Raw genomic sequence first — 22,006 nt, forward strand, 5'->3', positions numbered from 1 at the left:
CCTGACAACGCCGAAAGCCATATGGTGATGGTCGAGGCTCCCAGTGCAGAATCATCGTCCCTTCACTGCAATGCTCGCCCGAGATAAAGGGCCTGGATCTCCTCCTGGCTGCACAAGTCCGCCACCTTCCGGGACAAAGCGAGCTTGCCGCTTTCAAGGACGTGAACCCGATCCGCCACGCTCAGCGCCAAAGCCGTGTTCTGCTCAGCGATGAGGAAGGCGACGCGCTCGGTGGCGTTGATATCGCGGATGGCCGCGAACACCTCCTGCGCGATGCCTGGTGCAAGGCCCATGGTCGGCTCGTCGATCAGCATCAAGGATGGCCGCGCCATGAAGCCGCGCGCGATGGCGGCCATCTGCTGCTCGCCGCCGGAGAGATAGCCGGCCTTCATACCCCGTCGCTCCCTGAGGCGCGGGAACAGGGTGAAGGCGGCCTCGAGGTCGGCGCGCACCGCCGCCGTGTCGGAGCGGGAAAAGGCGCCCATCCTCAGGTTCTCCTCCACCGTCAGATGGCGGAATAGCCGGCGGCCCTCAAGGACATGAACCACCCCGCGCCGGACGAGGTCGGCCGCGGTGAGGCGGCTGATATCGGCTCCCCGCAAGTGGAGGGAGCCACGGCGAACCGCACCTCCCTCCGCCGCGAGGAGCCGCGAGATGGTCTTCAGCGTTGTGGACTTGCCGGCCCCGTTCGCGCCGAGAAGGGCGGTGATGCCCCTCTCGGCGAGATCGAAGGAGATGCCGCGAAGCGCCAGCAGGTTGCCCTGATAGACAACCTCGACATCATCGAGCTTGAGGAGCGGTGCGGAGGTCACCGGATCACTTCTTGCTGGCGACCTCGGCGCGATACGCCTCGGCCGAGCGTTTGATCTGCTCCCACACCACGTCTTCGTAAGGCGGAATCCAGCCGCTGATCGTCGTCCAGGTCTTGCCGTCCCAGCGCTGGAACACCTGCGGGTCCACGCCGCCATGATAGTCGGCGCTCAGCAGAATCTCGGGCACGAGCCCCTCGGCGCCGAGTTCCTTCAGACGCGCCTTGGTGAGCTGCACCTTGTTGAGCCCGTCGAGCACCTTTTCGCCCGTGAGCGGCAGGCCGTGATCCCGGACGGCATTGCGGAACGCCTCGACGATCACGATGCCGGTGAACACCCCGCGATTATAGGCCACCGTTCCGACACGCTCGCGGGGGAGCGCGCCATTGCCCGCGCCATAGACCTTGCCGAGAATCTCTTGGATCACCGGAAAGCCCGTGCCGACGCCCTGGTAGCTTGCCGAGACGTAGTTCTTGGCGAGGTCGCCCGCGGCTGAGATGTCCTCCTCCGAGCCGCACCAGAGCGTGCCGATGAAGCGTTCCACCGGGAAGCCCACCTTCTGGATCTCGGTGAAGGGCACGGAGCAGGACTGCCCGTAATTCCACTGGATCACCCAGTCGGCTCGGTAGCGGCGCGCGATGTCGACCCAGGCCGCGCTCTGCTCAAGGCCGGGCAATGGCAGCGGGAACGATTTCCACTCGAAGCCGAAGCGCTTGGAGAGCGCCTCCAGCACGGGGATGGCACCCCGCCCATAGGCATTGTCGATGTGGAGGAAGGCGATCTTCTTGCCCTTGAGCTTGTCTTCCCCGCCTTCCTGCTGCGCGATGTAGCGGATGGTGGAGGAGGCCTGCGCCCAGAAGTTCGCGACGACGGGGTAGAGATAGGGGAAGGTCTTGCCGTCGGTCGCGTCGGCGCGGTTGCCGCCGGGATTGATGCCCGCCACCTTGTCGGCCGCGAGCCGCTCGGAGAGCGCCACCACCGCCGGCGTGCTGTTGGGATAGACCACCTTCCACTGGCCGCGGAAGCGCTCGTAGCATTCAAGCGCGCGTGGTGTCTCGTAGCCGAACTCGCACTCGCTCCAGCGGATCTTCGCCCCGCCGATGCCACCCTGCGCGTTAACGAGCGCGAAATAGTCCTGCTGGCCGCTGCTCACCCCCGTGGCACCCGTCGCGTAAGGGCCGGTCCGGGTGACGAGCATGGGATGGTGGATTTCCTTGTCGCTATCCTGGGCGCGGGCCGGCAACGCGGACGTGAGCAACGCGGCAGCCGACAGGGCCAGCAAAAAGGCGCTGATGGGGCCGCGCGTGGGCGCTGCCCGCCGCCGCGCCATGTGCCACCGCGCCATATCTTGGGGGATCATTCTTTCTCTCCTTGAGGACCGGCGCCGGCACGCCGAAAGCTGGGCCGGATGATGTTCCGCACGGCGTCCAGGCCGCGCAGAAGAAGCGGGGCGAGCCCCTTGGGCTCGGCGATGAGGAAGGCGATGATCAGCAGCCCGAAGACTAGGTGTTCCGCGTTGGCGAGCGTGCCTGCATTGACGGCGGACCAGCCCAGCAGGCCGGCAGCGGCGTGCAAAGCGATGCTGATCGCGATCGGAACGAGCACGATGAAGGCCGCGCCGAGATAGGAGCCCAGGACGGAGCCGAGCCCGCCGATGATGATCATGCCGAGCAGCTTGACCGACAGCTCGAGCCGGAACTCCTCCACCGTGGCCGCGCCGGTCCAGGCAAAGGTCACGAGGGCGCCGGCGACGCCGGCATAGAAACCCGCCGCTGCGAACGCCATGAGCTTGTACCGGAACGCCGGCACGCCCAGCACCTCGGCGGCGATTTCCCGCTCGCGGATACCGATCCATGCCCGCCCGATGCGGCTGCGCACCAGGTTCGCGGCGAACAGCGTCAGCGGCACCACCACGGCAAGGGTGAGCAGATAGCGCGCGTGCGGGGTGTTGAACGCCACGGGCCCCAGCGCCAGCTTGGGGATGCTCAGGATGCCGTGGGAGGCGGCGCCGAACCACGGGACGCGCTGCAGCAGCCAGAGCACGATGAACTGCGCGGCGAGCGTCGACACCATGAGATAGAGCCCGCGGATGCTCCGGGAGGGCAGGCCGATGACGATGCCGATCGCCGCCGAGGCGAAGCCCGCGGCAAGGATGGCGAAGGGCAGGGGGAGGCCGTAGCGGCCGTAGGCGATGGCCCCGATGAACGCGCCCACCGCCATGAATGCGGCCTGGCCCATGGAAATCTGACCGGCGACGCCCACCACGAGGTTCAGTCCGAGCGCGGCGAGCCCGAAGATGAGGGTCGGCAGCGCGACGCTCTTAATCCAATACTCATCCCCGGCCAGGGGCAGCAGGAGCAGCGCGGCGAGCCCGAACGCACGGGCCGCGGCGGAGACGGAGCCGCGCGTGGGGGCCGGTGCCGTGCGCCGCGCAGGCGGGGAGGGAACGGTGATCTCACTCATATCCGGTCAATGGTCTTTTCGCCGAGCAGCCCTTGGTGGCGGAAGGTCAGGATGAGCAGCGCGCCGAGATAGGCGACGATCTCCTGGACACCGCCGCCGACGAAAGGCCCGAGAAATCCTTCACCCAACGCCTCGCCGGCCCCCACCAGGAGGCCGGCGACAATCGCCCCGGGGATGCTGTCCACACCGCCGATGATCAGGATCGGCAAGGCTTTAAGGGTGATCTGGGTCATGCCGAAATGCACGCCGATCCGGCTGCCCCACAGCACGCCGGCGACGATCGCCACCGCCCCCGCAAGCATCCAGGCCACGGCCCACATGCGGCCCACGCGAACGCCCATGGCCTGCGCGGCGATAGGATCGTCGGCCATCGCCCGCAGGCCCAATCCCAGCTTGGTGCGCTGGAAGAACAGAACCAGCAGCATCACGCATACGCCGGCGATGGCGGCGCCGATCAGATCCGGTGGCGAGACGTAGACACCGCCGAGTTGTAAAGGTGCCTGCGGGATGTCGAGCTTCAGTCCGCGCGGCTGGTTGCCCCAGATCAGCTGGGCAAGTCCCTCAAGCGCGTAGGCGACCCCGACCGTCGCCATGAAGACGGTGAGCGCCGAGCGGCCGATCAGCGGCCGCAGCACCCAGCGCTCCACGGCCACGGCGAGGACCGCCATTGCCACCAGGGCGGCGGCGAGCGCCAGCGGCAGCCCGACCAGTGGGCTGAGGCCGACCACCGTCAGGGCCCCGAACAGGGTCATCGCGCCCTGGGCGAAGTTGAAGACCGCGGACGCCTTGAAGATCAGCACGAAGCCGAGGGCGACCATCGAATACATCACGCCGATGAGCAGGCCCGTGATTGCGAGCTCGGTCCCGTAGACCAGATCCCCGCTCATCTCAGTCGACGCCTCCGGCGGCGCCGAAATAAGCGCGCATCACCTTGGGATCGCGGCGGATTTCGGACGGCGGCCCCTCGGCGATGACGACGCCGTAGTCGAGGACCAGGACGCGGCTGGCGAGCGACATCACGAGCGGGAAGTCGTGCTCGATCATCACCATCGTCAGCCCGTAGCGGGCGCGGATGGCCGTGATGATATCGGCGATCTCCTCCTTCTCCGAAGGGTTCATGCCGGCGAGCGGCTCGTCGAGCAGCATCAGGCGCGGCTCCATGGCGAGCGCCCTTGCGAGCTCCACTTTCTTCTTCACGCCGTAGGGCAGCGTCTCGACGGCAAGATCGCGTGCGGAACTGAGATCGAGCGCCTTGAGCGCCTCTTCGGCGGTGGCCCGCTGGCGGCTTTCCCAGCCCCGTGCCGAGGACGTTGACAGACCGGAGGCGAAGAAGCCCGCTCCTGCCCCGCCGAAGGCGTGCCGGCCCACGAGCACGTTCTCGAGCACCGTGAGATCCGGAAAGAGCGCCACGTTCTGGAACGTGCGCGCGACGCCGAGCCTGGCCACCTGATGCGGGCGCGCCCGACGGATCTCGGTGCCGAAATAGCGCAGGGTGCCACGGCTCGGCCGGTAAGTGCCGCTCACCACATTGAGCAGCGAGGTCTTACCGGCGCCGTTCGGGCCGACGATAGCGAAGATCTCGCCTTCCGCGCAGGCGAAGCTCACGTCCTGGAGCGCGGTGACGCCGCCGAAGCTCAGCGCCACATTCGACACCTCGAGGGGCGGCGGTGGCACGGCGCGAGAGGAAGGGCTTGCGGCCACGATCAGGACCGCACTTCAAGCCGCCGGGCTCTCGCGCGGCGGCCGAAAGATATCGGAAATGATGTTCGGCGGGAGGGCGGCATGGAGGCTTCCGCAAAGAAATGTCTACTTACTTGATAGAATGAGTCAGATTATGTCAATCTGGCTTGCCCGCTTTTCACGACGGCAACGTCCGGCGGGCGGAAACCTCAGTTTTTTCAACGAGAGACGCCCATCCATGAACGTCGCGGTCAATCTGAACGCTTCGAAGGTTCCCGTTCCGCATGCGCAATGGAACACGCTCGATCTCGCCGAGGCGCTCGCATATCCGACGCTCCTCCTGGTCATCGGCCAGTCGAACAGCATCCTCACCGCGACCGGTGCTCAGGCGCACGAGCGACTGTGGGAGCGCACGCGTTCGGTCGATGGGCCGCTGCCCAATACGCTGCGGCTGGTGGAAGCGGCGCGGGCGGCCGACCAGCGGGTCGGCTGGACCCGCTATGACCTCATCCGCACGCCGTATCCGCAGACGCTGGTCGACCGCGCTCAGTATAACTACTGGGTGAAGGACAAGGCGGACTGGACGCAGGATGACTGGCAGCGAGATGCGGACCTGGTCGCCGAGATCGAGGCCGTCCGCCATCCCAACGATCTCACCCTCTTCTATGCGACATTGGGCAACGTCTTTCTCGGCACGCTGCTGACGCAACATCTGGCGGCCTGGGGCGTGAGGACGCTGCTGCTGGCGGGCTATCATCTCGACTGGTGCATCGAGCAGGCGGCGCGGACGTCCCGTGACCTTGGCTACAATCCCATCGTCGTCGGCGACGCGACCGGAGCTGGCCGCGAGATCGACGAGGCTCCTACGCTCGAGCGCATCAACACCTTCTTTGCCCCGGTGATCACGACCGAGGAGGCCGTGCGTCTGCTGGCCGCCGGCAAGGACCGCCGGACCACGCGCGGGTGGCCGTAGGCCACTCGGCACACGCGCAAGAGCGGGACGGCGCCCGCGTCTTGGCCCCACGCTGAGGGGGAGATCCGCGTGATCGTCGCCGACGCACCAACGTTGCCGAGGGGGCCTTGGGCGAGCGCTAAGGACTCTTGCGGGAAATAAGGTTCATGCCGTGCACGATATTGCTGCACGCGCCCAATCCACGGAACTCCGGGCTGATCGAATGAGCAGTAATTCTGAATTTCTCTGGTACATCCCCAACGACGTCAAAGCCGGCCACCGCGGCGACACCGCCGCCGAGAACCACAACAGCCTGGACACTCTGACCAGTCAAGCGAAGGCGTTGGAAGCGCACGGCTGGAAGGGCGCGCTCATCGGAACCGGCTGGGGCCGGCCCGATACCTTCACCCTCGCGACCTCGCTTGCCGCGCGGACCACCACCTTCGAGCCGCTCATCGCGATCCGCCCGGGTTACTGGCGGCCGGCTCATTTCGCTTCCGCCGTGGCGACCCTGGACCAGCTGACCGGCGGCCGGGTGCGTATCAACATCGTGTCGGGTAAGGACAATCTCGCGGCCTATGGCGACAGCGAGGGCGACCAGGCAGACCGTTATGCTCGCACCAAGGAATTCATGCGGCTGGTCTGCAGGCTGTGGACCGAAGAGAACGTCACCTACGCGGGCAAGCACTTTCAGGTCACTGGGGCCACGGTGGAGCCGCGCATCCAGGTCCGGGGCGACCGCCGGCATCCCAGGCTCTATTTCGGCGGTGCTTCGGAAGCGGCGGAGCGCGTATCCGCCACCGAGGCCGATGTGCAGCTCTTCTGGGGGGAGCCGCTCGACGGCGTCCGGGAGCGGATCGAACGGCTCAAGGGGCTAAGCACGGAACTGGGCCGCGACCTTCCTCCGCTGGAGTTCGGGTTGCGGATCACCACGCTGGTCCGCGACACCACGGATCAGGCCTGGGCTGACGCCGAGGCGAGAGTTGCCGAAATGGCCAAGACCAAGGGCGAGGGCTGGCAGGATCACCGGGAGGCGGTCGCGGTGGGCCAGCGGCGGCTACTTGATCTGCACGCGCGCGGCGAGGTGCTGGACGACAATCTCTATACCGCGCCGGCCCAGTTCGGCGGAGGGGGCGCGGGCGCCACATGGCTGGTCGGCTCGGCGGAGGATGTCGCCCGCTCGCTGCGCAAATACCGGGATCTGGGCATCACCCACTTCGTGCTGTCCGACACGCCGTATTTGTCGGAGATCAAGCGGCAAGGCGATCTCGTGCTGCCGCTGCTGCGCGATTGAGGCAGAGCCGAGCGGCCGGCGGGTCAAGGGTATCGCGTGGCTCCTGCCACGCTTGGCGGTCCTCATTCTCGCCAAACGGAGAATAAGGACCGCTAGACCTCTTGTCCCCAGCGCTGGACCGTCACCCGGCTGAGGGTCGCGAAGATCACTGTCTCGACGACAAGGCCGATGAGGATGACGGCGAGGAGGCCGGCGAAGACGTTGGCGGTCTCAAGCTGGGCGCGGTTGGTGAAGATGAACCAGCCGAGCCCGCCCGAGCGGGCGCTGGCGCCGAACACCATCTCGGCGGCGATCAGGGTACGCCAGGCGAAGGCCCATCCCAGGCGCAGGCCGGACAGGATAGACGGCAGGGCGGCCGGCATCAGGATCTCCAGCACATAGGCCGGCCCGGAAAGGCCGAGATTGCGCCCTGCCATGCGCAGCGCCTGCGGCACCGCCCTGAAGCCCGCATGGCACGACAGGGCCAGCGGCCAGAGCACCGAATGGATGATGACGAAGACGAGGCTTCCGGAGCCGATGCCGAACCACAGCAGCGCCACCGGCAGCAAGGCGATGGCCGGCAGCGGATTGAACATGGAGGTGAGCAGGCTGAGCAGGCTCTCCCCCCACCGGTTCAGCGCCGCGAGGGCGGTGATGAGGGCCGCGATCCCGATGCCGATGGCATAGCCGGTGAACAGGACCTCAAGCGAGGCCCAGACCCGCTGGGGCAGCTCACCGCTCAGCGTGGACGTGACCAGCGCCAGCGCCGTCTCGGAGAAGGTGGGCAGCAGCAGGGAATTGCCGAGCCAGCGGGCATAGGCCTCCCAGCCGGCGGCCAGGAAGACAAGGATGATGGCCTTCCGCGTGCCGGGACCGAAGGCCAGGGGCCGCGGCGCGGCGCGAAGGTGCAGCGCGCCGTCAGACATGGGCGGCCTCCAGATCGAAAGGGGTGGCCTGGTCGGCGAAGATGCGCGACTGGATGTCGGCCTCCAGCGCCCCGAACTGCGCCGAACCCCGCCGGCGCGCCGCCTCCGGCACCAGGTATTCGGCGGCGATGCGCCCGGGATGGGGCGACATGACGAGGATGCGCGTGCCCACATGCACGGCCTCGTCGATGGCATGGGTGACGAACAGGGCCGTGGCGCCGGTTTCCTCACACAGGCCCAGCAGCTCGTCCTGCATCTTTCTGCGGGAGAGGGCGTCGAGCGCGGCGAACGGCTCGTCCATGAGCAGGATGGCAGGCTGGACGGCAAAGGCGCGGGCGATGGCGACGCGCTGCTTCATGCCGCCGGAGAGGGTGTGGGGAAAGGCATCGGCGAACTTGGCGAGGCCCACCCGGCCGATCCAGTCCCGCGCCACGCCCTTCGCTTCGGCCGCCGCGAGCCGTCGGGCCCGCCGCAGCGCGAATTCCACATTGCCCGAGACGGTGCGCCACGGCAGGAGCTGGTCGAACTCCTGGAACACCATCATGCGGTCCGGCCCTGGTCCCTTCACCTGCGCGCCGTTGAGGCGGATTTCCCCCGTGGCGGGCTTCAGGAAGCCGCCCACCGCACGCAGCAAAGTGGACTTGCCGCAGCCGGAAGGACCGAGCAGCGCGAGCCGCTCCCCCTTGGCGATGGTGAAGGAGACATCCTCCACGGCGGTGACGGTGCCGGCCTCCGTCCCGTAGCGGAGCGTCACGCCCGAGACCGCGAGCGGCGCGGACGCGGGCGCCGCGTCGCTCCAGGCCGGCAGGGCCATGGGGTCAGCTCCCGCCCTTGGCGTGCAGGCCGGGCTGGAACAGCTCCTTCCAGGTGGGCTTCTGCTTGATGAGGCCGATGCGGTACTCGAAGTCCGAAAACACGTCGACCCGCTCGGGCGCCGTGGTGAAGTTGATCTGCGGGTCGCGGATGATGCGTTCGATGAAGGCCGGATCGAGCTTGGAGTTTTCCGCCGCGATGTAGAGCTGGGCGGCCTCTTTCGGATTGGCCTTGATCCAGGCGTTCGCCTCATCGAGAGCGGCCACGAAGGCGTCGATGGTCTTCGGATTGTCGGTGGCGAATTTCTTGGTGGCGTAGACCACGTTGAAGGTGTGCGGCCCGCCCAGCACGTCATAGCTGTTGAGCACGGCGTGCGCCTTCCCGCTTTCCAGCTGCTGCTCCATGAAAGGCGGAGAGGTGAAGTGCGCGGTGATGCCGCCGGTGCCGGAGAGGATGGCCGTCGTCGCGTCCGGGTGGGGCAGGCTCACCGTGAGATCGTCCAGCTTGTCGTATTTGCCGAACGCCTTCTCGGCGGCGATCTGGAGGACGATGGGCTGGAAGCCCACTTTCACCGAAGGCAGCGCGATGCGGTCCTTGTCGGTGAAGTCTTTGATGGTCTTCACGCTGGGATTGTTGGTGGTGAGGATGTTCGGCATCGAGCCGAGCGAGGAGATGAGCGTGATGTCCGTCTTCCCCCGGGTCTTGTCCCAGGTGAGGATGGCGGGCGCCACGCCGGCGGTGGCGAAATCGAGCCCGCCGGAGATCAGCGAATCGTTCATCGCCGCCGCACCGGAGAGCCGCAGCCACTCCACCTTGGTCTCCGGCAGCCCGTTGGCCACCGAATGCTTCTCGATGAGCTTCTGCTCCTTCGCGACGATCAAGGGCAGGTAGGCGATGCCGAACTGCTGCGCGATACGCAGCTGCAGTATTTCAGCCGAGGCCCGTCCCGGCTGCAATAAGGCGAGCGCCGGAATGAGCGCTGCCACAGCCAACAAAGCGCGAGCGCGCATGCGTTCTCCCCTCCACATTCAAAGCCGGAGGATGCAAGATCGATATTATTGTCGATAAAGTCAATTGATATTATCAGATATTGAAGTGGCTGATCTGGATCAATGCGTTATGCGTCCGCCGGCGAGGCGCCGCCGCAGAGGGAGTCCAGCCACCACGCCTAAGAAGCTGGCGATGAGGAAGACCCATCCCGATAGCGCACCGGCGTGGATGCCGGAGAGCAGGACGCCCACGGTGCAGCCCAGTGCGGTCATGGCGCCCCAGCCCATGAGGACGCCCCCGGCGAGGCCGGCAAATATGTCCCGGCCCGTTGGGCGCCTCGGGGTGAATTGTCCTGCGGCCAGCGCCGCGGCGAAGCTCGCGACGGCGAGCCCGGCGATGAAGACGCCGTTCTCGGAGAGGAGCACGGTCTGGATTGCCGTGGCACATCCCCGGAAGCTATCCAGCCCATGCAATGTGTCGGGGAGCCAGCCAGCCCCGTTCGCGGCGGTGCGCGCGAGGCTGCCGATCTCGGCGGTGACGCCGAGCGGGCCGACCCGCAGATAGCTCGCCGCGGACAGCACACCCACGGCTACGCCGCCCACCAGCGCGGGCCACCGCGCCACGAAGATCGCGTGCGCCGCGCCGGATATGTCGAGCGGGCGGGAACGTGCAGGTTCGGCTGTGGTCCGCGAGGCGCGGAGCGCCAGAAGTGCCAGCAGGACGAGAGCCGCGAAGGTCGCCCCCAGCGTGCCCGCGTAGCCGAGATGGTACGGCAGCCAGACCACCGGCGCGTCCGAGATCACGGCCAGATAGAGCGAGTTCCAGGTGAAGAAGCCGAGGGCAAAGCCGGCGGTGGTCCCGAGGAGCGCGAACGGCGCGGTGGGCGAACCTTCCCCCAGCCGGTAGAGGTGGGCTGAGATGCACGAACCGGAAACGGCCATGCCCAGGCCGAAAACGAACGCGGCGGCCGCAAGGGCGACACTGACAGGGCCGATATGGGCATCGGGCGGGAGACGTCCGGGAAGCGGCACGGGCAGCCATGCGCCGATGACCAGGACGTAGCCGGCCGTGCCCACGGCGAGTGCGAGGAGGATGGAGAGCACGCCGCGCGGGTCACCGCCTTCGATGAGATCGCGCGTGTGGCAGAAGAAGCAGAAGCGCGTGCGCTGGAGCACGGCACCGAACACTGCGCCCAGTGCGAGGGAGAGCCCAAGCGCGCGAGAGGCGGCATCGCCGGCAGAGAGATGGAGGATTCCAAGGAGGATCGCGCCAGTGAGGACAAAGGCTGCGAGGATGGAGACGGAGCGGGCCATGGGTCACGCCTGAAACGGGAAGACGGCGCTCGCCGAAGCGCCGCCGTCCGTCCCTGCGCGGTGAGGTGAATGGAGTGTCGCGGTGGTTGGGCTATTTGCCCTGCCACACCGTCCCGGCAACGTTGGCGATGGGCACGCCGACCGAGTTCCCGTATTCGGTCCAGGAGCCGTCATAATTGCGCACCTCGTACCCCAGGATGCGGGAGAGCGCATACCAAGTGTGGCTGGAGCGCTCGCCGATGCGGCAATAGACGATGACCGGCTTCGAGCCATCCACGCCGGCCTCCGCATAGAGCTTCTTCAACTCTTCCTTCGACTTGAACTTGCCGGTCTCGGGATCCACTGCCTTCGACCAGGTGACGTTCTTTGCGCCCCGCACGTGGCCGGCGCGGATCGACAGCTCGCGCGAGCCTTCCGGCGCGAACAGCTTGCCGGAGAATTCGTCGGGCGAGCGGATGTCCACGATCACCGCGTTCTTCTTGCCGTCGACCACCTCCAGCACGTCTGCCAAGCGGGCGCGAAGCTGGGGGTTCGCGGCGGATACGGTGAGGTCGGACCGGGCATAGGCCGGGACCTTGGTGTCGAGTGGCAGGCCCAGCTTCTCCCAGTATTTCCGCCCGCCATCCAGCAGCTTCACCTGATCGCCGAGACCATAGATGTTGAACACCCAGGCACCCCAGGCCGCGAACCAGTTATTGTTGTCGCCATAGAGGACGATGGTGGTGTCCTTGGTGACGCCGGCCTTCTCCAGCAGATCCTTGAACTTGGCGGAGGAGGCGATGTCGCGGCGCACGGTGTCCACGAGATCCGTGTGCCAGTTGATGTTCACGGCCCCGGGGATGTGGCCCCGCTCATAGACGCCCGGGTCGACGCTCACCTCGAACACCCGGACCTTGGGATTGTCGAGGTTCTTCGAGAGCCATTCGGCATCCACCAACGGCCCCTGCTGCGCCGCCGCCGGCGTTGCGGGGAGGAAGAGAGCGAGGGCGCCTGCGAGAAGCACCCCCGCGATGGAGCGAGAGATTGACATGGGGGTTTCCTTCGCATGGCCCGCTCTTCGAGCCTGGAAGAAAGAGATTACCTAGGGGAAATCGTATGTCAATTAAGTCTATGGAATAAGTTTATAATAGCTGGATGCCTGATGGACGAAGCATTTCCGTGCCTCGGGCGTCCCGAGCCATGAACCGGTCTGGTGAAGAGATGCCTTCAAGGCCGCGTGCAGACCGGGGCGCTAAAGTTCGGAGCGCGCCGGTGGCAGGATGGGCGGGCGCCCGGAGGTGATTGCCGCCTCCAGCAGATCGAGCCGGTCCTGTCCCCAGAACGGTTCGCCCTTGTAGAAATAGAAGGGCGCGCCGAACAGATCGCGGGCGATGGCTTCTCGCGTCAGGCCTGCGGCCTTCTCGGCAAAGGCAGGGGCGTCGGCCGCGGCGAGCAGCGCGCGCCCGTCGAATCCACCGCGTTCGGCGAGGCCGACCAGCGTTTCCGGATCCTCCACATTCAGTTCGTCCGCCCACACCGCCTTCAGGCCGAGATGGGCGAAGGCGCCGAGATCTCCAGCGCCTCCCGCGCCGGCCTGCGCCGCGAGGAACATGCGGTGGCCGAGGCTCGGATCGGCGGGATAATGCTTCGGGTGCAGCACCAGGGGAATGTCCCGGAGGTCGCGCCAGCGGCGCATTTCCAGCAGGCGGTAGGCCTGCCGCTGGATCGGCCGCTCCTTGACGGGCTTTCCCCCGCCCGCCGCGAATACGGCAAGCAGGTCAATGGGCTTGTATTCGACCTCGAGATCTTGCCGGCGCACCAGATCCTGGAAGACGAGGCTCCCCACATAGGACCAGAGGGAGATGAACGAGAAATAATACTCAACCTTGCGCTTCGGTCCGGACATTGCGTGCTCCAGGGCAAGAAGGGTTTCAGATGCCGAGATAGGCGCGGCGGACGGCGGGATCCGCCGCGACGTCTGCGACAGGGCCGCCCGCACCGGAGCGTCCCTGGTCGAGCACATAAGCGAGGTCGGCAAAATCAAACGCTACAGCGACGTCCTGCTCGACCACGAGCAGGCTGGTCCCGTCGCGATTGATGCGCTTCAGGGCGGTAATCAATTCCTCCACCACCGAGGGGGCGAGGCCGAGTGAAAGCTCGTCGATCAGCAGAAGACGGGGTGCCGCCATGAGACCGCGTGCGATAGCGCACATCTGCTGCTCGCCGCCCGAGAGGGTGGAGGCGTCTTGCCGTCGCCGCTCCGCAAGCCTGGGGAACAGGGCATACATGCGCTCCACGTCCCGCTTCGCCTCGGCCTTGTCGGCGCGGGCATAGGCGCCCAGCAGGAGGTTGTCGTAGACCGACAGCCCGGTGAACAGGCGGCGCCCCTCAGGAACCAGCACAAGGCCGCGCCGAACCCGGTCGCGGGCCGTATCGCCGGTGACATCTGTGCCGTCCACTCGGATGGCGCCTTGCCGGGGCGGCAGCGCACCGGCGATGGTCCGCAGCAGCGTCGTCTTGCCGGCGCCGTTCGAGCCGATGAGGGCGACGATGCTGCCTTTCGGCACCATGAGATCCGCCTGCCAGATAACCTCGACATCTCCATAGGAAACCGCGAGGCTGCGGACGTCGAGAAGAGGGGCTTCCCGGTGATCGTTCACGATGCCGCCTCCCTCATCCTCTGGGCGTAGCCCTGCCCCAGATAGGCTTCCACCACGTTCCGGTCGGCCATGACTTCCGCGACGCCGCCATCGGCGATGAGGCGCCCCTGGTGCAGCACCACGATGCGGCTTGAGACACGCGTCACCACCTTCATCAGGTGCTCGATCACGAGCACGGTGATGCCACGGGCGGCGATCGCCTGGATGAGCGCGATGGCGTGGTCGATCTCTGCCGCATTGAGGCCGGCATTCACCTCGTCCAGCAGCAAGAGTTTCGGGCGCTGGGCGAGGCTTTTCGCAAGTTCGAGCCGCTTGCGGCTCGCGAGCGTGAGTGTCGACGCGCGCTTGTGGGCCTCCTGGGATAGCCCACAGAATTCCATGGCCTCGCCGGCCCGGTGCCGGGCCTCTTCGAGCGAGGCCGCCCCTCCCGCGAAGAGGGCGGCGGCCGCCACGTTCTCCAGCGCTGTCATCCGGGGAAAGGGCTGCACGATCTGGAAAGTCCGGGCGATGCCGCGCCGTGCGATCAGGTCCGGCCGGAGGCCGTCGATGCGTGCGCCGTCGAAGGCCAGGTGTCCGGCATCGGGCCGGTACACGCCGCTGATCACGTTCACGAGCGTCGTTTTCCCCGCTCCGTTGGGGCCGATCAGCCCGATCACCTCCCCCGCCTCCACGCTGAGCGAGACGTCGTCGAGAGCGACCAGCCCGCGAAAGCGCTTGGTGACGCCGTTGATCTCCAGCAGTGCCATCAGCGCCCTCCCTTCTTCGCGCGCTGCAAGCCCACGAGCCCGCGCCATGGGATGGATTTCGGTCCGTCGGGAAGGAACAGCACGAGGGCCACCACAAGGAGGCCCAGGAGGCCGGCATGGAAGGAGAGCAGGTTGCGCCAGAGAAGCTCCTCCAGGCCCAGGAAGACGAGGGCCCCCACCAGCGGCCCGAGGACCGTTCCCGCCCCGCCCAGGAGGGCCATGAGGATGGGCTTCACGGAGAGGGAGACATCATAGACATCGGTCGGGTCGATATAGGTGACCCAGGAGGCGTAGACGCCGCCGGCCGCCCCCGCGAGCATGCCCGACAGGATGAAGGCCTCCACCTTCGCCCGTCGCGTATCGACGCCGATCATCTGGGCCGCGTCCTCGTTCTGCGCGATGCAGCGCAGCGCCACGCCGAGCCGCGAGCGGTCCACCGCCAGCGTGATGCCGACGGCGCCGAGGGCCAGCGCCGTCATGACCCAGAAATAGAACTGGGCCTGCGCCTCCACGCTCCCGCCCACGAGGGGCAGGTTGAGGCCCATGCCGCCGCCGGTGAGCGCGGTCCAGGAATTCGTGACCTCTCGCAGCACGTCCGCCACCACGAGGCTGGCGATCGCGAAATAGTGGCCGCGCAGGTGCAGGATCGCGAGGCCAAGCAGTGCTGCAAAGGCTGCGCAGACGGCGCTGCCGGCGGCCCACGCCAGCGGGAGCGGCAGCCCCGAGGTCTGCGCGACCGCGGTGCCATAGGCGCCAAGCCCGAAGAATGCGGCGGTCGCGAACGAGGGATAGCCGCCATACCCGCCGATGAGATTCCACGACAGCGCGAGCGCGGAATACATGGCGAAGGTCGTGGCGAGGCGCAGGAGGTAGTTGTCCGCGAACAGCGCGAGAAGGGCGATGGCGACCGCGCCGCCAAGGAGGCCTACGATGATGCGAACGCTCATTGGAACCCCCGCCGCCCGAGGAGGCCCTGGGGGCGCACGATGAGCAGGGCGATGAGCGCGAGAAAGGCCACCGTCAGCGCATGCTCGGAGCCGAACACCAGGGCCCCGAAGCTCTCCAGGAGCCCGAGCGAGAAACCGCCGATGATGACGCCCGGCACACTGCCGAGGCCGCCCAGCACGCAGATGACAAACGCCTTGCCGAGATAGAGGCTCGAGGCGAGCGGCGAGATGGGGAAGATGGCGCTCAGCAGCGCGCCCGCGGCGCCGGCCATGAAGGCGCCGAGGCCGAAGGCGAGGGCATAGGTGGATTTGACGTCGATGCCCATCAATTCGGCGGCGTCGCGGTCCATCCGCACGGCGACAATGGCCCGCCCGAGCTGCGTTCCCCGCAGCAGCGCCCATAGGGCGGCCACGATGATGAGCCCGCATGCGGTCGCGTAGATGCGGTCCAGCGGGACGATGACCGAGCCGAGGTCGAGGATACCGAGAGGCGGATTGAGGATCACCTTTCGGTAGTCCGCGCTGAAACCCTCGATCATGAGGTTGTCGAGGAACAGGTTGAGCCCGAAGGTCAGCAGCAGGCTCATGAGCACGGGCCGGCCCATGACCGGATTGACCGCGACCTTCTGGATGGCGAAGCCCAGCACGAACAGCAGGGCGCCCGCGATCGGCGCGAACAGGAAGGGACTGATGCCCAGCGTCGCGTGCGCGAAGAAGGCCAGATAGGCGCCGAGCACCACCAGCGATCCGTGCAGGATGTTGATGATGTTCAGCACGCCCCACACCAGCGAGAAGCCGGCGGCGACGCACGCATAAAGCCCGCCCAGCGCAAGGCCGTTGGCGAGAACCTGCAACCACAGCATGGTGTTTTCCGGTCAGCGGTCGATGCCGGATCGAGGGCCTGGCCCATCGATCCCGCACGCCCGGCCACAGATGCGGGTCGTCCGCCGCGCGGCGAACGACCTGCGGGACGGCATGGCGCTATTCGCCGATGCCGGTGCGGAAGGAACTGGTGGCGACGTCCGCCGGCAGCACCACTTCCACCTTGCCCTTCTGGATCTGCAGCACGGGCGGCACGTAGCTGTCCGCAATGCCGATGGGGGAGAAGGAAATGGGCGCGAAGAAGGTCTTGAACCCGCCCTTCCGGAGCTGCTCGCGCACCTTGGCATGGTCGATGGAGCCGGCGCGCTCGATGGCGAGCTGGAGCACGACGCCGACCGCGGACCCCGAGGCCTGGGTGAAGTCGGGTTCCGTGCCGTACTTCGCCTTGAACTGCTCGACGAAGGCCTTGGTAGATCCGAACACGTCTTCGCTCGTGTAGTTCACGGCGGGGTGGAACCAGCTCGCGGTGGTCACATTCTCCGCCAGCGGGCCCACCGCCTCGATCCATTCCTTGTAGGCGGGGCCGTTGATGAGGGTGAACACCTTGGCGCCGATGCGCAGGTCGCCCGCCTGCTTGCGCACGAGGATGAGGTCGTTGATGTAGCCGGTGGCGATGATCCAGTCGGGCTTGGCGGCGCGAAGCTGCGAGAGCGCCGCGGAATGGTCGAGCGTTCCGATCGGGTACTTCTCGAAGAACACCACCTCGAAGCCGCGCTTCTTCGCGCTCTTCTCGAACTCGTTCGCCAGCGAGAGCGGGTAGAGGTCGTTGCGCGCGAGAATGGCGACGCGTTTCACCTCCGGCACCTTGGTCTTCACGAGGTCTGCGAGGGGCTCGCTGAAGGTGGAATTGTCGGTGTAGACGCCGAACAGGTTCTTATAGCCCTGGTCGAACACCTCCGCCGAGGAGGCGGACGAGGCGATGAGGGGGATCTGGTATTTCTCCGCGACGGCGCTCACCGCCTTCGTGGCGCCCGAGCCGAATGGCGAGAAGAGGAAGTTCACCTTGTCATCGGTGATGAGCTTCTCCGCCAGCTGCACCGCCTTCGGCGTGGCCGACTGGTAGTCGTAATAGACGAGATCGACCTTCAGCCGCTTGTCGCCAACCTTGATGCCGCCGGCGGCGTTCACCTTCTCCTGCCAGAGCTCATAGCCCTGGCGAAGCTTCGCCCCTTCAGGGGCGAGCGCGCCCGTCACCGGCAGGGGCGCCCCGATCTTCAGGGTCTCCTGAGCCTGCGCCGGGATGGTCGCCATGGACAGCGCCATCGCTGCGGCGAGAACCGCGATCTTCATTCGTGATCTCCAGGTATCAGATTTCAAGTGTGGTCGGGCGGGGCAGGGCTGCCGGCCTATTCGTCGGGGACGCCCAGCTCGCTGAGCAGGCCCCGGCGGAGCGGAAGGAGCTTGGGGTTGGTCCGCTGCCTTGGGCGCGGCAGGGACACGTCGTGTGCGGAGGCGATGCGTCCCTCGGCCATCACCAGGATGCGGTCGGCGAGGAGGATCGCCTCCTCCACATCATGGGTGACGAAGAGGGCGGTGAAGCCGTGGCGCCGGTGCAGGGCCATGAGCAGGGCCTGCATCTGCATGCGGGTGAGGGCGTCGAGCGCGCCGAAGGGCTCGTCCAGCAGCAGCACCTTCGGCTCGTTGAGGATCGCCCGGGCGAACGCCACCCGCTGGGCTTCGCCGCCAGAGAGGGTGACGGGGAAGTCGTCGAGGCGCGCGCTGAGGCCCACCTCCTCCAGCGCCGCCTTTGCCCGCGTGCGCCGATCGGCTTTCGAGCCCTTGTCGCCGAGCGTGATGTTCTCCCACACCCGCCGCCAGGGGACGAGGCGGGCATCCTGGAACACGTAGCTGAAGGAGGGGTCGCTGGTCACCGAGCCGGTGACGTCCGCTTCAAGCCCGCTGAGGATGCGCAGCAGGGTGGACTTTCCGCAGCCGCTGCGGCCCACGAGGGCGACGAATTCGCCCTGGTGGATGGCGAGGTTCACGTCCTTCAGGACCGTCCGGCCGGAGAAGGCCTTCCGGAGGTCGCGCACGTCCACCGCGAGCGGACGCGCATCGGCGCCGCCATGCGCCAGAGGAGCGGGGGCAAGCTTCAGGTTCGCGCGCTGGGATGCCATTTCAGGGCCGACTTTTCGAGGGAACGGACCAGTACGTCGGCGAGGATGCCGACAAGTGCGTAAAGGCACAGGCAGGCCATGATCACCGAGGTCTGCGCGAACATGCGGGCCTGCATGGTGAGGAAGCCGATGCCGGACTGGGCGTTCAGCTGCTCGGCGACGATCAGCGACAGCCACGCGGTGCCGAGCGAATAGCGCAGGCCCACCAGGATGCCGGGCATGGCGCCCGGCAGGATGATTTCCCGGATGAGCTGGAACCGGCTCAGCTTCTGCACCTTGGCGAGCTCGATCAGCTTCGGGTCGATGCCGCGGATCGCCTTGAAGGTGTTGAGATAGAGTGGGAAGAAACTGCCCAGCGCCACCAGGGCGACCTTCGATTCCTCGCCAATGCCGAACCAGATGAGGAACAGCGGCACCAGCGCGAGATGGGGCAGGGTGCGCACCATCTGGATGGTGGCGTCCAGCGCAGTCTCCGCACCCCGCAGCAACCCGACGGCAATGCCGGTTGCGAGGCCCGCAAGGCCACCCAGGAACAGTCCCAGGAAGGCCCGCCCCAGCGAGACGGCGACGGAGCCCCACAGGATGCCCTGATCGTTCAGCTCCCGAAACGCCTGCACGACACCTGCGGGCGAACTGAACCAGTCCTTCGAGAGAAGGCCCGCCCCAACGGCCGCCTGCCACGCCACCAAGAGGGCGACCGGCACCGCAGCGCGCGCCGCGAGGGATGCGCCTTTCATGAGCGCACCAGCGCGGATTTTTCCGCCTCGGCTGAAGCGGGGCGGTCATGGTCAGAGGTTGTGCTTTTCATCCTGGAAACCTGTGCGCGTCGGCGGTCGGCCGCATGCGCCAGCCTCTCGACATCGAATGGAAAATATGAAATCTATCGAAATAGTCAATTAATCAATTAACTGATTTATCTCGGGTTTTCACCCGGTCTAAACAGGCCATCGAAAGGGACATCATGAGTGGCCGTCCGCCCCGCTTCGGCATCTGGGCCTTGGCCCATGGCGTCTTCGGCTCGCGCCATCATCCCGGCGAAGTCGTGGATGCGTCCTGGAAGCGCAATCGCACGCAGGTCATCGAGGCCGAGCGGCTGGGATATGATTCCACCCTCATCCTCCAGCACACCATCAGTCCGCAGGGCGACGACAACGACGTCATCGAAGCCTGGACGGCGGCGGCCGCGCTGGCAGAAGCGACCAGCCGCATCGAGATCATCGCGGCCATCAAGCCGCTGCTCTACCATCCTGCAGTGTTGGCCAAGATGGCGCTGCAGATAGAGGCCATCAGCCGAGGCCGCTTCGCCATCAACTTCGTCAATGCCTGGTACAAGCCGGAAATCGAGCGGGCCGGCATTCCCTTCCCGGACCACGACGACCGCTATGAATACGGCGCCGAGTGGCTGGAGGTCGCTGCGGGCCTCATCGAAGGTCGAAAGGTCACCTTCAAGGGGAAGCACTTCGATGTCCGCGACTATGTGCTGAGCCCGAAGTCGGAATACCGCGAGCGGCCGACCGTCTATGTCTCCGGCGAATCCGAGCCGGCGCGGGCCATCGCGGCGCAGACGGGCGATGTCTATTTCCTGAACTCGCGGCCGCTCGAGGAAATCGCCGAATTCATCGCCGATCTGTCCGCCCGTCCCCGCAGCCGCGCGCCGCTGCGCTTCGCCATGCCCGCCTTCGTGATCGCCCGGCCGACCGAAGTGGAGGCGGAAGAAGAGATCGCCTATGCGCGCGAGCTGTTCGTAAAAGACCTGCCGGTGGCGCTGAACCGGGAGAAGCACACCGACGCGAAGTCGCGGATGCTGTTCCAGACCCATGAGAAGCTGCCGCAGATCGGCATTCGCGGCGGCACCGCCTCCGGGCTCGTCGGCAGCTACGAGCAGGTGGCGCGGCGCATCGCCCAGTTCAACGAGATCGGCATCGAGACCTTCATGCTCCAGTTCCAGCCCTTCGAGGCGGAGATGAAGCGGTTCGCAGAAGAGATCATCCCCCGCGTGCGGCGCCTGGAGCGGCGTGCCGGCTGAAGGAGAAATGGACATGTCGAAGTCGTCTCACGCCCTTGCCGCGGCGCCCGCCGGCACTGGATCGCCGGGTCGCGAGGCGGTCTACAAGACCCTGTTCGGTCATGTGCCGGAGAAGGTGCAGAAGCGCTGGCTGGTGCAGGAGCATCTCGGCCGCGCTGCGACCATCGATGCGGTCGAACACGTTCGACGGGTCGCCATCGCGGACAATCCCCTCGGCCTCAAGACGCAGCAACTGGTGCAGTTCGGCCAGCTGGCTGTCCTCAGCCATGCTGATTCGGCGCTTTTGCATGCCCGCGCCGCGCTGCGGGCGGGGGCGAGCCTTGAGGACCTCGCAGGCGTCGCGGAGACCGCGCTCATCACCGCCGGCGTGCCGGGCTATTCGCTCGGCCTGCGGATCATCGAGACCCTCATCGAAGAGCAGACGAGCCGCTGAGGCGAGCCGTGCATCCCATCATTGAAAGACTGACATGACCGTTTTGTCCCGACGCGCCGCACTGGGTGTCACCTTCGCCGCGGCCTTTTTCGCCGGCGGCCTCCTGCCTGCCTCCGCGCAGGAGACCGTCCTCAAGGTGGGCTATCTGCGCACCCAGGGCTTCATCATGGATTTCCCCGTGGAGCCGGTGAACATTCCGGGCGTGAAGCTGGAACTCTACCCGTTCGAGACCGGCAACGATGTGCTCGAAGCCGTGAATGCCGGCCGGGTTGATGTGGGCGAGACTGGGGAACCGCAGCCCATCTTCTCGCAGAATGCCGGCCGCCTCGTGAAGATCATCGCCGCCAGCGCCCCGGCGCGGCTCACCAGCCTGCTGGTGAAGGAGGATTCGCCCATCCGCACCGTCGCGGACCTGAAGGGCAGGAAGATCTCCTTCGTGAAGGGCACGAACACCCATTGGCTGACGCTGAAGGCGCTCTCCAAGGCAGGGCTGACGCAGGCCGATATCCAGCCGGTCCTGCTGAGCAGCAGCGAGGCGCTGCCCGGGCTTCTCTCCGGGCAGGTGGACGCAATCGGCCTCACGGCGCCGACCACGCAGATCGCCCTCAGCCGCGGCGCCCGGCTGCTGCTGGACAGCGAGGGGCTTGTGAACAGCTCGCTCTATTATCTCGCCACGCCGGAGACCATTCGCACCAAGGAGGCCGCGCTCGCCGGGTTCGTCGCTGCGCTGAGCAAGCACATGGCCTGGATCCCGGGCCACACGCAGGAACGGGTCGCTTATCTCGCCCCCAAGCTCGGCATCCCGCCGAACCTCCTGACCGAGATGGCGAAGATCCTTCCCTCCAAGCTCGTGCCTGTCGGCGACAGCTCGCTTGCGTCCTACCAGCAGCAACTCGCCAACGCCTTCGCCGACCAAGGCCTTGTGAAGCCGCTGGACGTCCGCGAAGAGTTCGACGGGCGCTTCGACAAAGAGCTGACGCGCTGAAGGCGCGCCCGT

At 66.7% G+C, this 22,006-nt stretch carries 23 protein-coding genes; 5 read left to right on the forward strand and 18 right to left on the reverse strand.

Features of this window, described 5'->3' with window-relative positions; genetic code table 11:
• Nucleotides 1–62: 62 nt before the first annotated feature.
• The 5 genes from ABLE91_RS04260 to ABLE91_RS04280 are packed head-to-tail and all read right to left on the reverse strand — an operon-like array spanning nt 63 to nt 4,946.
• Nucleotides 63–812 (reverse strand): ABC transporter ATP-binding protein, encoded by a 750-nt coding sequence (locus ABLE91_RS04260; RefSeq protein WP_348928725.1) that lies wholly within the window; start codon nt 810–812, stop codon nt 63–65.
• Between the two features lie 4 nt (nt 813–816).
• Nucleotides 817–2,169: an ABC transporter substrate-binding protein gene (locus ABLE91_RS04265; protein WP_348928727.1), complete on the reverse strand. Its 1,353-nt coding sequence runs from the start codon at nt 2,167–2,169 to the stop codon at nt 817–819.
• The gene (locus ABLE91_RS04270; protein ID WP_348928728.1) at nt 2,166–3,272 is read right to left on the reverse strand and encodes a branched-chain amino acid ABC transporter permease; all 1,107 of its coding nucleotides are present in this window, start codon (nt 3,270–3,272) and stop codon (nt 2,166–2,168) included. The genes ABLE91_RS04265 and ABLE91_RS04270 overlap by 4 nt, the downstream gene beginning before the upstream one ends.
• Nucleotides 3,269–4,159, reverse strand: coding sequence for a branched-chain amino acid ABC transporter permease (locus ABLE91_RS04275; RefSeq protein ID WP_348928730.1), 891 nt, complete (start codon nt 4,157–4,159; stop codon nt 3,269–3,271). The genes ABLE91_RS04270 and ABLE91_RS04275 overlap by 4 nt, the downstream gene beginning before the upstream one ends.
• Before the next feature lies 1 nt (nt 4,160).
• Nucleotides 4,161–4,946 carry an ABC transporter ATP-binding protein gene (locus ABLE91_RS04280; protein WP_348928732.1) on the reverse strand — a complete coding sequence of 262 codons (786 nt, stop codon included), beginning with the start codon at nt 4,944–4,946 and terminating at the stop codon, nt 4,161–4,163.
• Nucleotides 4,947–5,190: 244 nt separating this feature from the next.
• On the opposite strand from ABLE91_RS04280, the gene ABLE91_RS04285 reads away from it, so the two are divergent.
• Nucleotides 5,191–5,925 carry an isochorismatase family protein gene (locus ABLE91_RS04285; RefSeq protein WP_348928733.1) on the forward strand — a complete coding sequence of 245 codons (735 nt, stop codon included), beginning with the start codon at nt 5,191–5,193 and terminating at the stop codon, nt 5,923–5,925.
• A gap of 202 nt (nt 5,926–6,127) precedes the next feature.
• Entirely contained in the window at nt 6,128–7,198 is a 1,071-nt protein-coding gene (locus ABLE91_RS04290) for an LLM class flavin-dependent oxidoreductase (RefSeq protein ID WP_348928735.1), read from the forward strand.
• A 92-nt stretch (nt 7,199–7,290) separates the two neighbouring features.
• On the opposite strand, the gene ABLE91_RS04295 is transcribed toward ABLE91_RS04290, so the two are convergent.
• The 13 genes from ABLE91_RS04295 to ABLE91_RS04355 all read right to left on the reverse strand — a co-directional run bounded on the left by ABLE91_RS04295 (nt 7,291) and on the right by ABLE91_RS04355 (nt 19,287).
• Nucleotides 7,291–8,103, reverse strand: a complete 813-nt coding sequence (locus tag ABLE91_RS04295; RefSeq protein WP_348928737.1) for an ABC transporter permease — start codon at nt 8,101–8,103, stop codon at nt 7,291–7,293.
• The gene (locus ABLE91_RS04300; protein WP_348928739.1) at nt 8,096–8,917 is read right to left on the reverse strand and encodes an ABC transporter ATP-binding protein; all 822 of its coding nucleotides are present in this window, start codon (nt 8,915–8,917) and stop codon (nt 8,096–8,098) included. The genes ABLE91_RS04295 and ABLE91_RS04300 overlap by 8 nt, the downstream gene beginning before the upstream one ends.
• A gap of 4 nt (nt 8,918–8,921) precedes the next feature.
• Nucleotides 8,922–9,926 carry an ABC transporter substrate-binding protein gene (locus ABLE91_RS04305; RefSeq protein WP_348928741.1) on the reverse strand — a complete coding sequence of 335 codons (1,005 nt, stop codon included), beginning with the start codon at nt 9,924–9,926 and terminating at the stop codon, nt 8,922–8,924.
• 99 nt (nt 9,927–10,025) lie between these two features.
• Complete coding sequence (locus ABLE91_RS04310; RefSeq protein ID WP_348928743.1) at nt 10,026–11,219, reverse strand: YeeE/YedE family protein; 1,194 nt, start codon at nt 11,217–11,219, stop codon at nt 10,026–10,028.
• 91 nt (nt 11,220–11,310) lie between these two features.
• Complete coding sequence (locus tag ABLE91_RS04315; protein ID WP_348928745.1) at nt 11,311–12,249, reverse strand: sulfurtransferase; 939 nt, start codon at nt 12,247–12,249, stop codon at nt 11,311–11,313.
• Between the two features lie 201 nt (nt 12,250–12,450).
• A complete protein-coding gene (locus tag ABLE91_RS04320) occupies nt 12,451–13,104 on the reverse strand; it encodes a 2-hydroxychromene-2-carboxylate isomerase (RefSeq protein WP_348928747.1) in 654 nt (217 codons plus the stop codon).
• A gap of 25 nt (nt 13,105–13,129) precedes the next feature.
• A complete protein-coding gene (locus ABLE91_RS04325; RefSeq protein WP_348928749.1) occupies nt 13,130–13,858 on the reverse strand; it encodes an ABC transporter ATP-binding protein in 729 nt (242 codons plus the stop codon).
• The gene (locus tag ABLE91_RS04330; protein ID WP_348928751.1) at nt 13,855–14,604 is read right to left on the reverse strand and encodes an ABC transporter ATP-binding protein; all 750 of its coding nucleotides are present in this window, start codon (nt 14,602–14,604) and stop codon (nt 13,855–13,857) included. Before ABLE91_RS04330 ends, ABLE91_RS04325 begins: the two co-directional genes overlap by 4 nt.
• Complete coding sequence (locus tag ABLE91_RS04335; RefSeq protein WP_348928753.1) at nt 14,604–15,551, reverse strand: branched-chain amino acid ABC transporter permease; 948 nt, start codon at nt 15,549–15,551, stop codon at nt 14,604–14,606. Before ABLE91_RS04335 ends, ABLE91_RS04330 begins: the two co-directional genes overlap by 1 nt.
• A complete protein-coding gene (locus tag ABLE91_RS04340; protein ID WP_348928754.1) occupies nt 15,548–16,414 on the reverse strand; it encodes a branched-chain amino acid ABC transporter permease in 867 nt (288 codons plus the stop codon). Before ABLE91_RS04340 ends, ABLE91_RS04335 begins: the two co-directional genes overlap by 4 nt.
• Nucleotides 16,415–16,532: 118 nt before the next feature.
• Nucleotides 16,533–17,723, reverse strand: a complete 1,191-nt coding sequence (locus ABLE91_RS04345; protein ID WP_348928756.1) for an amino acid ABC transporter substrate-binding protein — start codon at nt 17,721–17,723, stop codon at nt 16,533–16,535.
• 56 nt (nt 17,724–17,779) lie between these two features.
• Complete coding sequence (locus ABLE91_RS04350; RefSeq protein WP_348928758.1) at nt 17,780–18,550, reverse strand: ABC transporter ATP-binding protein; 771 nt, start codon at nt 18,548–18,550, stop codon at nt 17,780–17,782.
• Nucleotides 18,526–19,287 (reverse strand): ABC transporter permease subunit, encoded by a 762-nt coding sequence (locus ABLE91_RS04355; protein ID WP_348928759.1) that lies wholly within the window; start codon nt 19,285–19,287, stop codon nt 18,526–18,528. The genes ABLE91_RS04350 and ABLE91_RS04355 overlap by 25 nt, the downstream gene beginning before the upstream one ends.
• Nucleotides 19,288–19,511: 224 nt before the next feature.
• Here ABLE91_RS04355 and ABLE91_RS04360 point away from each other — a divergent pair, with 224 nt between their 5' ends.
• Genes ABLE91_RS04360 through ABLE91_RS04370 form a run of 3 tightly spaced genes read left to right on the forward strand, consistent with a single transcriptional unit; the run spans nt 19,512 to nt 21,994 of the window.
• Nucleotides 19,512–20,576, forward strand: coding sequence for an LLM class flavin-dependent oxidoreductase (locus ABLE91_RS04360; protein WP_348928761.1), 1,065 nt, complete (start codon nt 19,512–19,514; stop codon nt 20,574–20,576).
• A gap of 13 nt (nt 20,577–20,589) precedes the next feature.
• Complete coding sequence (locus ABLE91_RS04365; RefSeq protein ID WP_348928763.1) at nt 20,590–21,009, forward strand: carboxymuconolactone decarboxylase family protein; 420 nt, start codon at nt 20,590–20,592, stop codon at nt 21,007–21,009.
• A gap of 34 nt (nt 21,010–21,043) precedes the next feature.
• Nucleotides 21,044–21,994, forward strand: coding sequence for an ABC transporter substrate-binding protein (locus ABLE91_RS04370; protein ID WP_348928765.1), 951 nt, complete (start codon nt 21,044–21,046; stop codon nt 21,992–21,994).
• Nucleotides 21,995–22,006 lie beyond the last annotated feature (12 nt).

Origin of the sequence: Aquabacter albus (assembly GCF_040049275.1) — a bacterium.
In the GTDB taxonomy this organism is placed as follows: Bacteria; Pseudomonadota; Alphaproteobacteria; order Rhizobiales; family Xanthobacteraceae; genus Aquabacter.

Bases quoted from the DNA above. Each gene is read 5' to 3' on its own strand.
- ABLE91_RS04265 (WP_348928727.1), bottom strand. From the start codon at position 2,169: ATGATCCCCCAAGATATGGCGCGGTGGCACATGGCGCGGCGGCGGGCA.
- ABLE91_RS04270 (WP_348928728.1), bottom strand. From the start codon at position 3,272: ATGAGTGAGATCACCGTTCCCTCCCCGCCTGCGCGGCGCACGGCACCG.
- ABLE91_RS04275 (WP_348928730.1), bottom strand. From the start codon at position 4,159: ATGAGCGGGGATCTGGTCTACGGGACCGAGCTCGCAATCACGGGCCTG.
- ABLE91_RS04285 (WP_348928733.1), top strand. From the start codon at position 5,191: ATGAACGTCGCGGTCAATCTGAACGCTTCGAAGGTTCCCGTTCCGCAT.
- ABLE91_RS04290 (WP_348928735.1), top strand. From the start codon at position 6,128: ATGAGCAGTAATTCTGAATTTCTCTGGTACATCCCCAACGACGTCAAA.
- ABLE91_RS04295 (WP_348928737.1), bottom strand. From the start codon at position 8,103: ATGTCTGACGGCGCGCTGCACCTTCGCGCCGCGCCGCGGCCCCTGGCC.
- ABLE91_RS04300 (WP_348928739.1), bottom strand. From the start codon at position 8,917: ATGGCCCTGCCGGCCTGGAGCGACGCGGCGCCCGCGTCCGCGCCGCTC.
- ABLE91_RS04305 (WP_348928741.1), bottom strand. From the start codon at position 9,926: ATGCGCGCTCGCGCTTTGTTGGCTGTGGCAGCGCTCATTCCGGCGCTC.
- ABLE91_RS04310 (WP_348928743.1), bottom strand. From the start codon at position 11,219: ATGGCCCGCTCCGTCTCCATCCTCGCAGCCTTTGTCCTCACTGGCGCG.
- ABLE91_RS04315 (WP_348928745.1), bottom strand. From the start codon at position 12,249: ATGTCAATCTCTCGCTCCATCGCGGGGGTGCTTCTCGCAGGCGCCCTC.
- ABLE91_RS04320 (WP_348928747.1), bottom strand. From the start codon at position 13,104: ATGTCCGGACCGAAGCGCAAGGTTGAGTATTATTTCTCGTTCATCTCC.
- ABLE91_RS04330 (WP_348928751.1), bottom strand. From the start codon at position 14,604: ATGGCACTGCTGGAGATCAACGGCGTCACCAAGCGCTTTCGCGGGCTG.
- ABLE91_RS04335 (WP_348928753.1), bottom strand. From the start codon at position 15,551: ATGAGCGTTCGCATCATCGTAGGCCTCCTTGGCGGCGCGGTCGCCATC.
- ABLE91_RS04340 (WP_348928754.1), bottom strand. From the start codon at position 16,414: ATGCTGTGGTTGCAGGTTCTCGCCAACGGCCTTGCGCTGGGCGGGCTT.
- ABLE91_RS04345 (WP_348928756.1), bottom strand. From the start codon at position 17,723: ATGAAGATCGCGGTTCTCGCCGCAGCGATGGCGCTGTCCATGGCGACC.
- ABLE91_RS04350 (WP_348928758.1), bottom strand. From the start codon at position 18,550: ATGGCATCCCAGCGCGCGAACCTGAAGCTTGCCCCCGCTCCTCTGGCG.
- ABLE91_RS04355 (WP_348928759.1), bottom strand. From the start codon at position 19,287: ATGAAAGGCGCATCCCTCGCGGCGCGCGCTGCGGTGCCGGTCGCCCTC.
- ABLE91_RS04360 (WP_348928761.1), top strand. From the start codon at position 19,512: ATGAGTGGCCGTCCGCCCCGCTTCGGCATCTGGGCCTTGGCCCATGGC.
- ABLE91_RS04365 (WP_348928763.1), top strand. From the start codon at position 20,590: ATGTCGAAGTCGTCTCACGCCCTTGCCGCGGCGCCCGCCGGCACTGGA.
- ABLE91_RS04370 (WP_348928765.1), top strand. From the start codon at position 21,044: ATGACCGTTTTGTCCCGACGCGCCGCACTGGGTGTCACCTTCGCCGCG.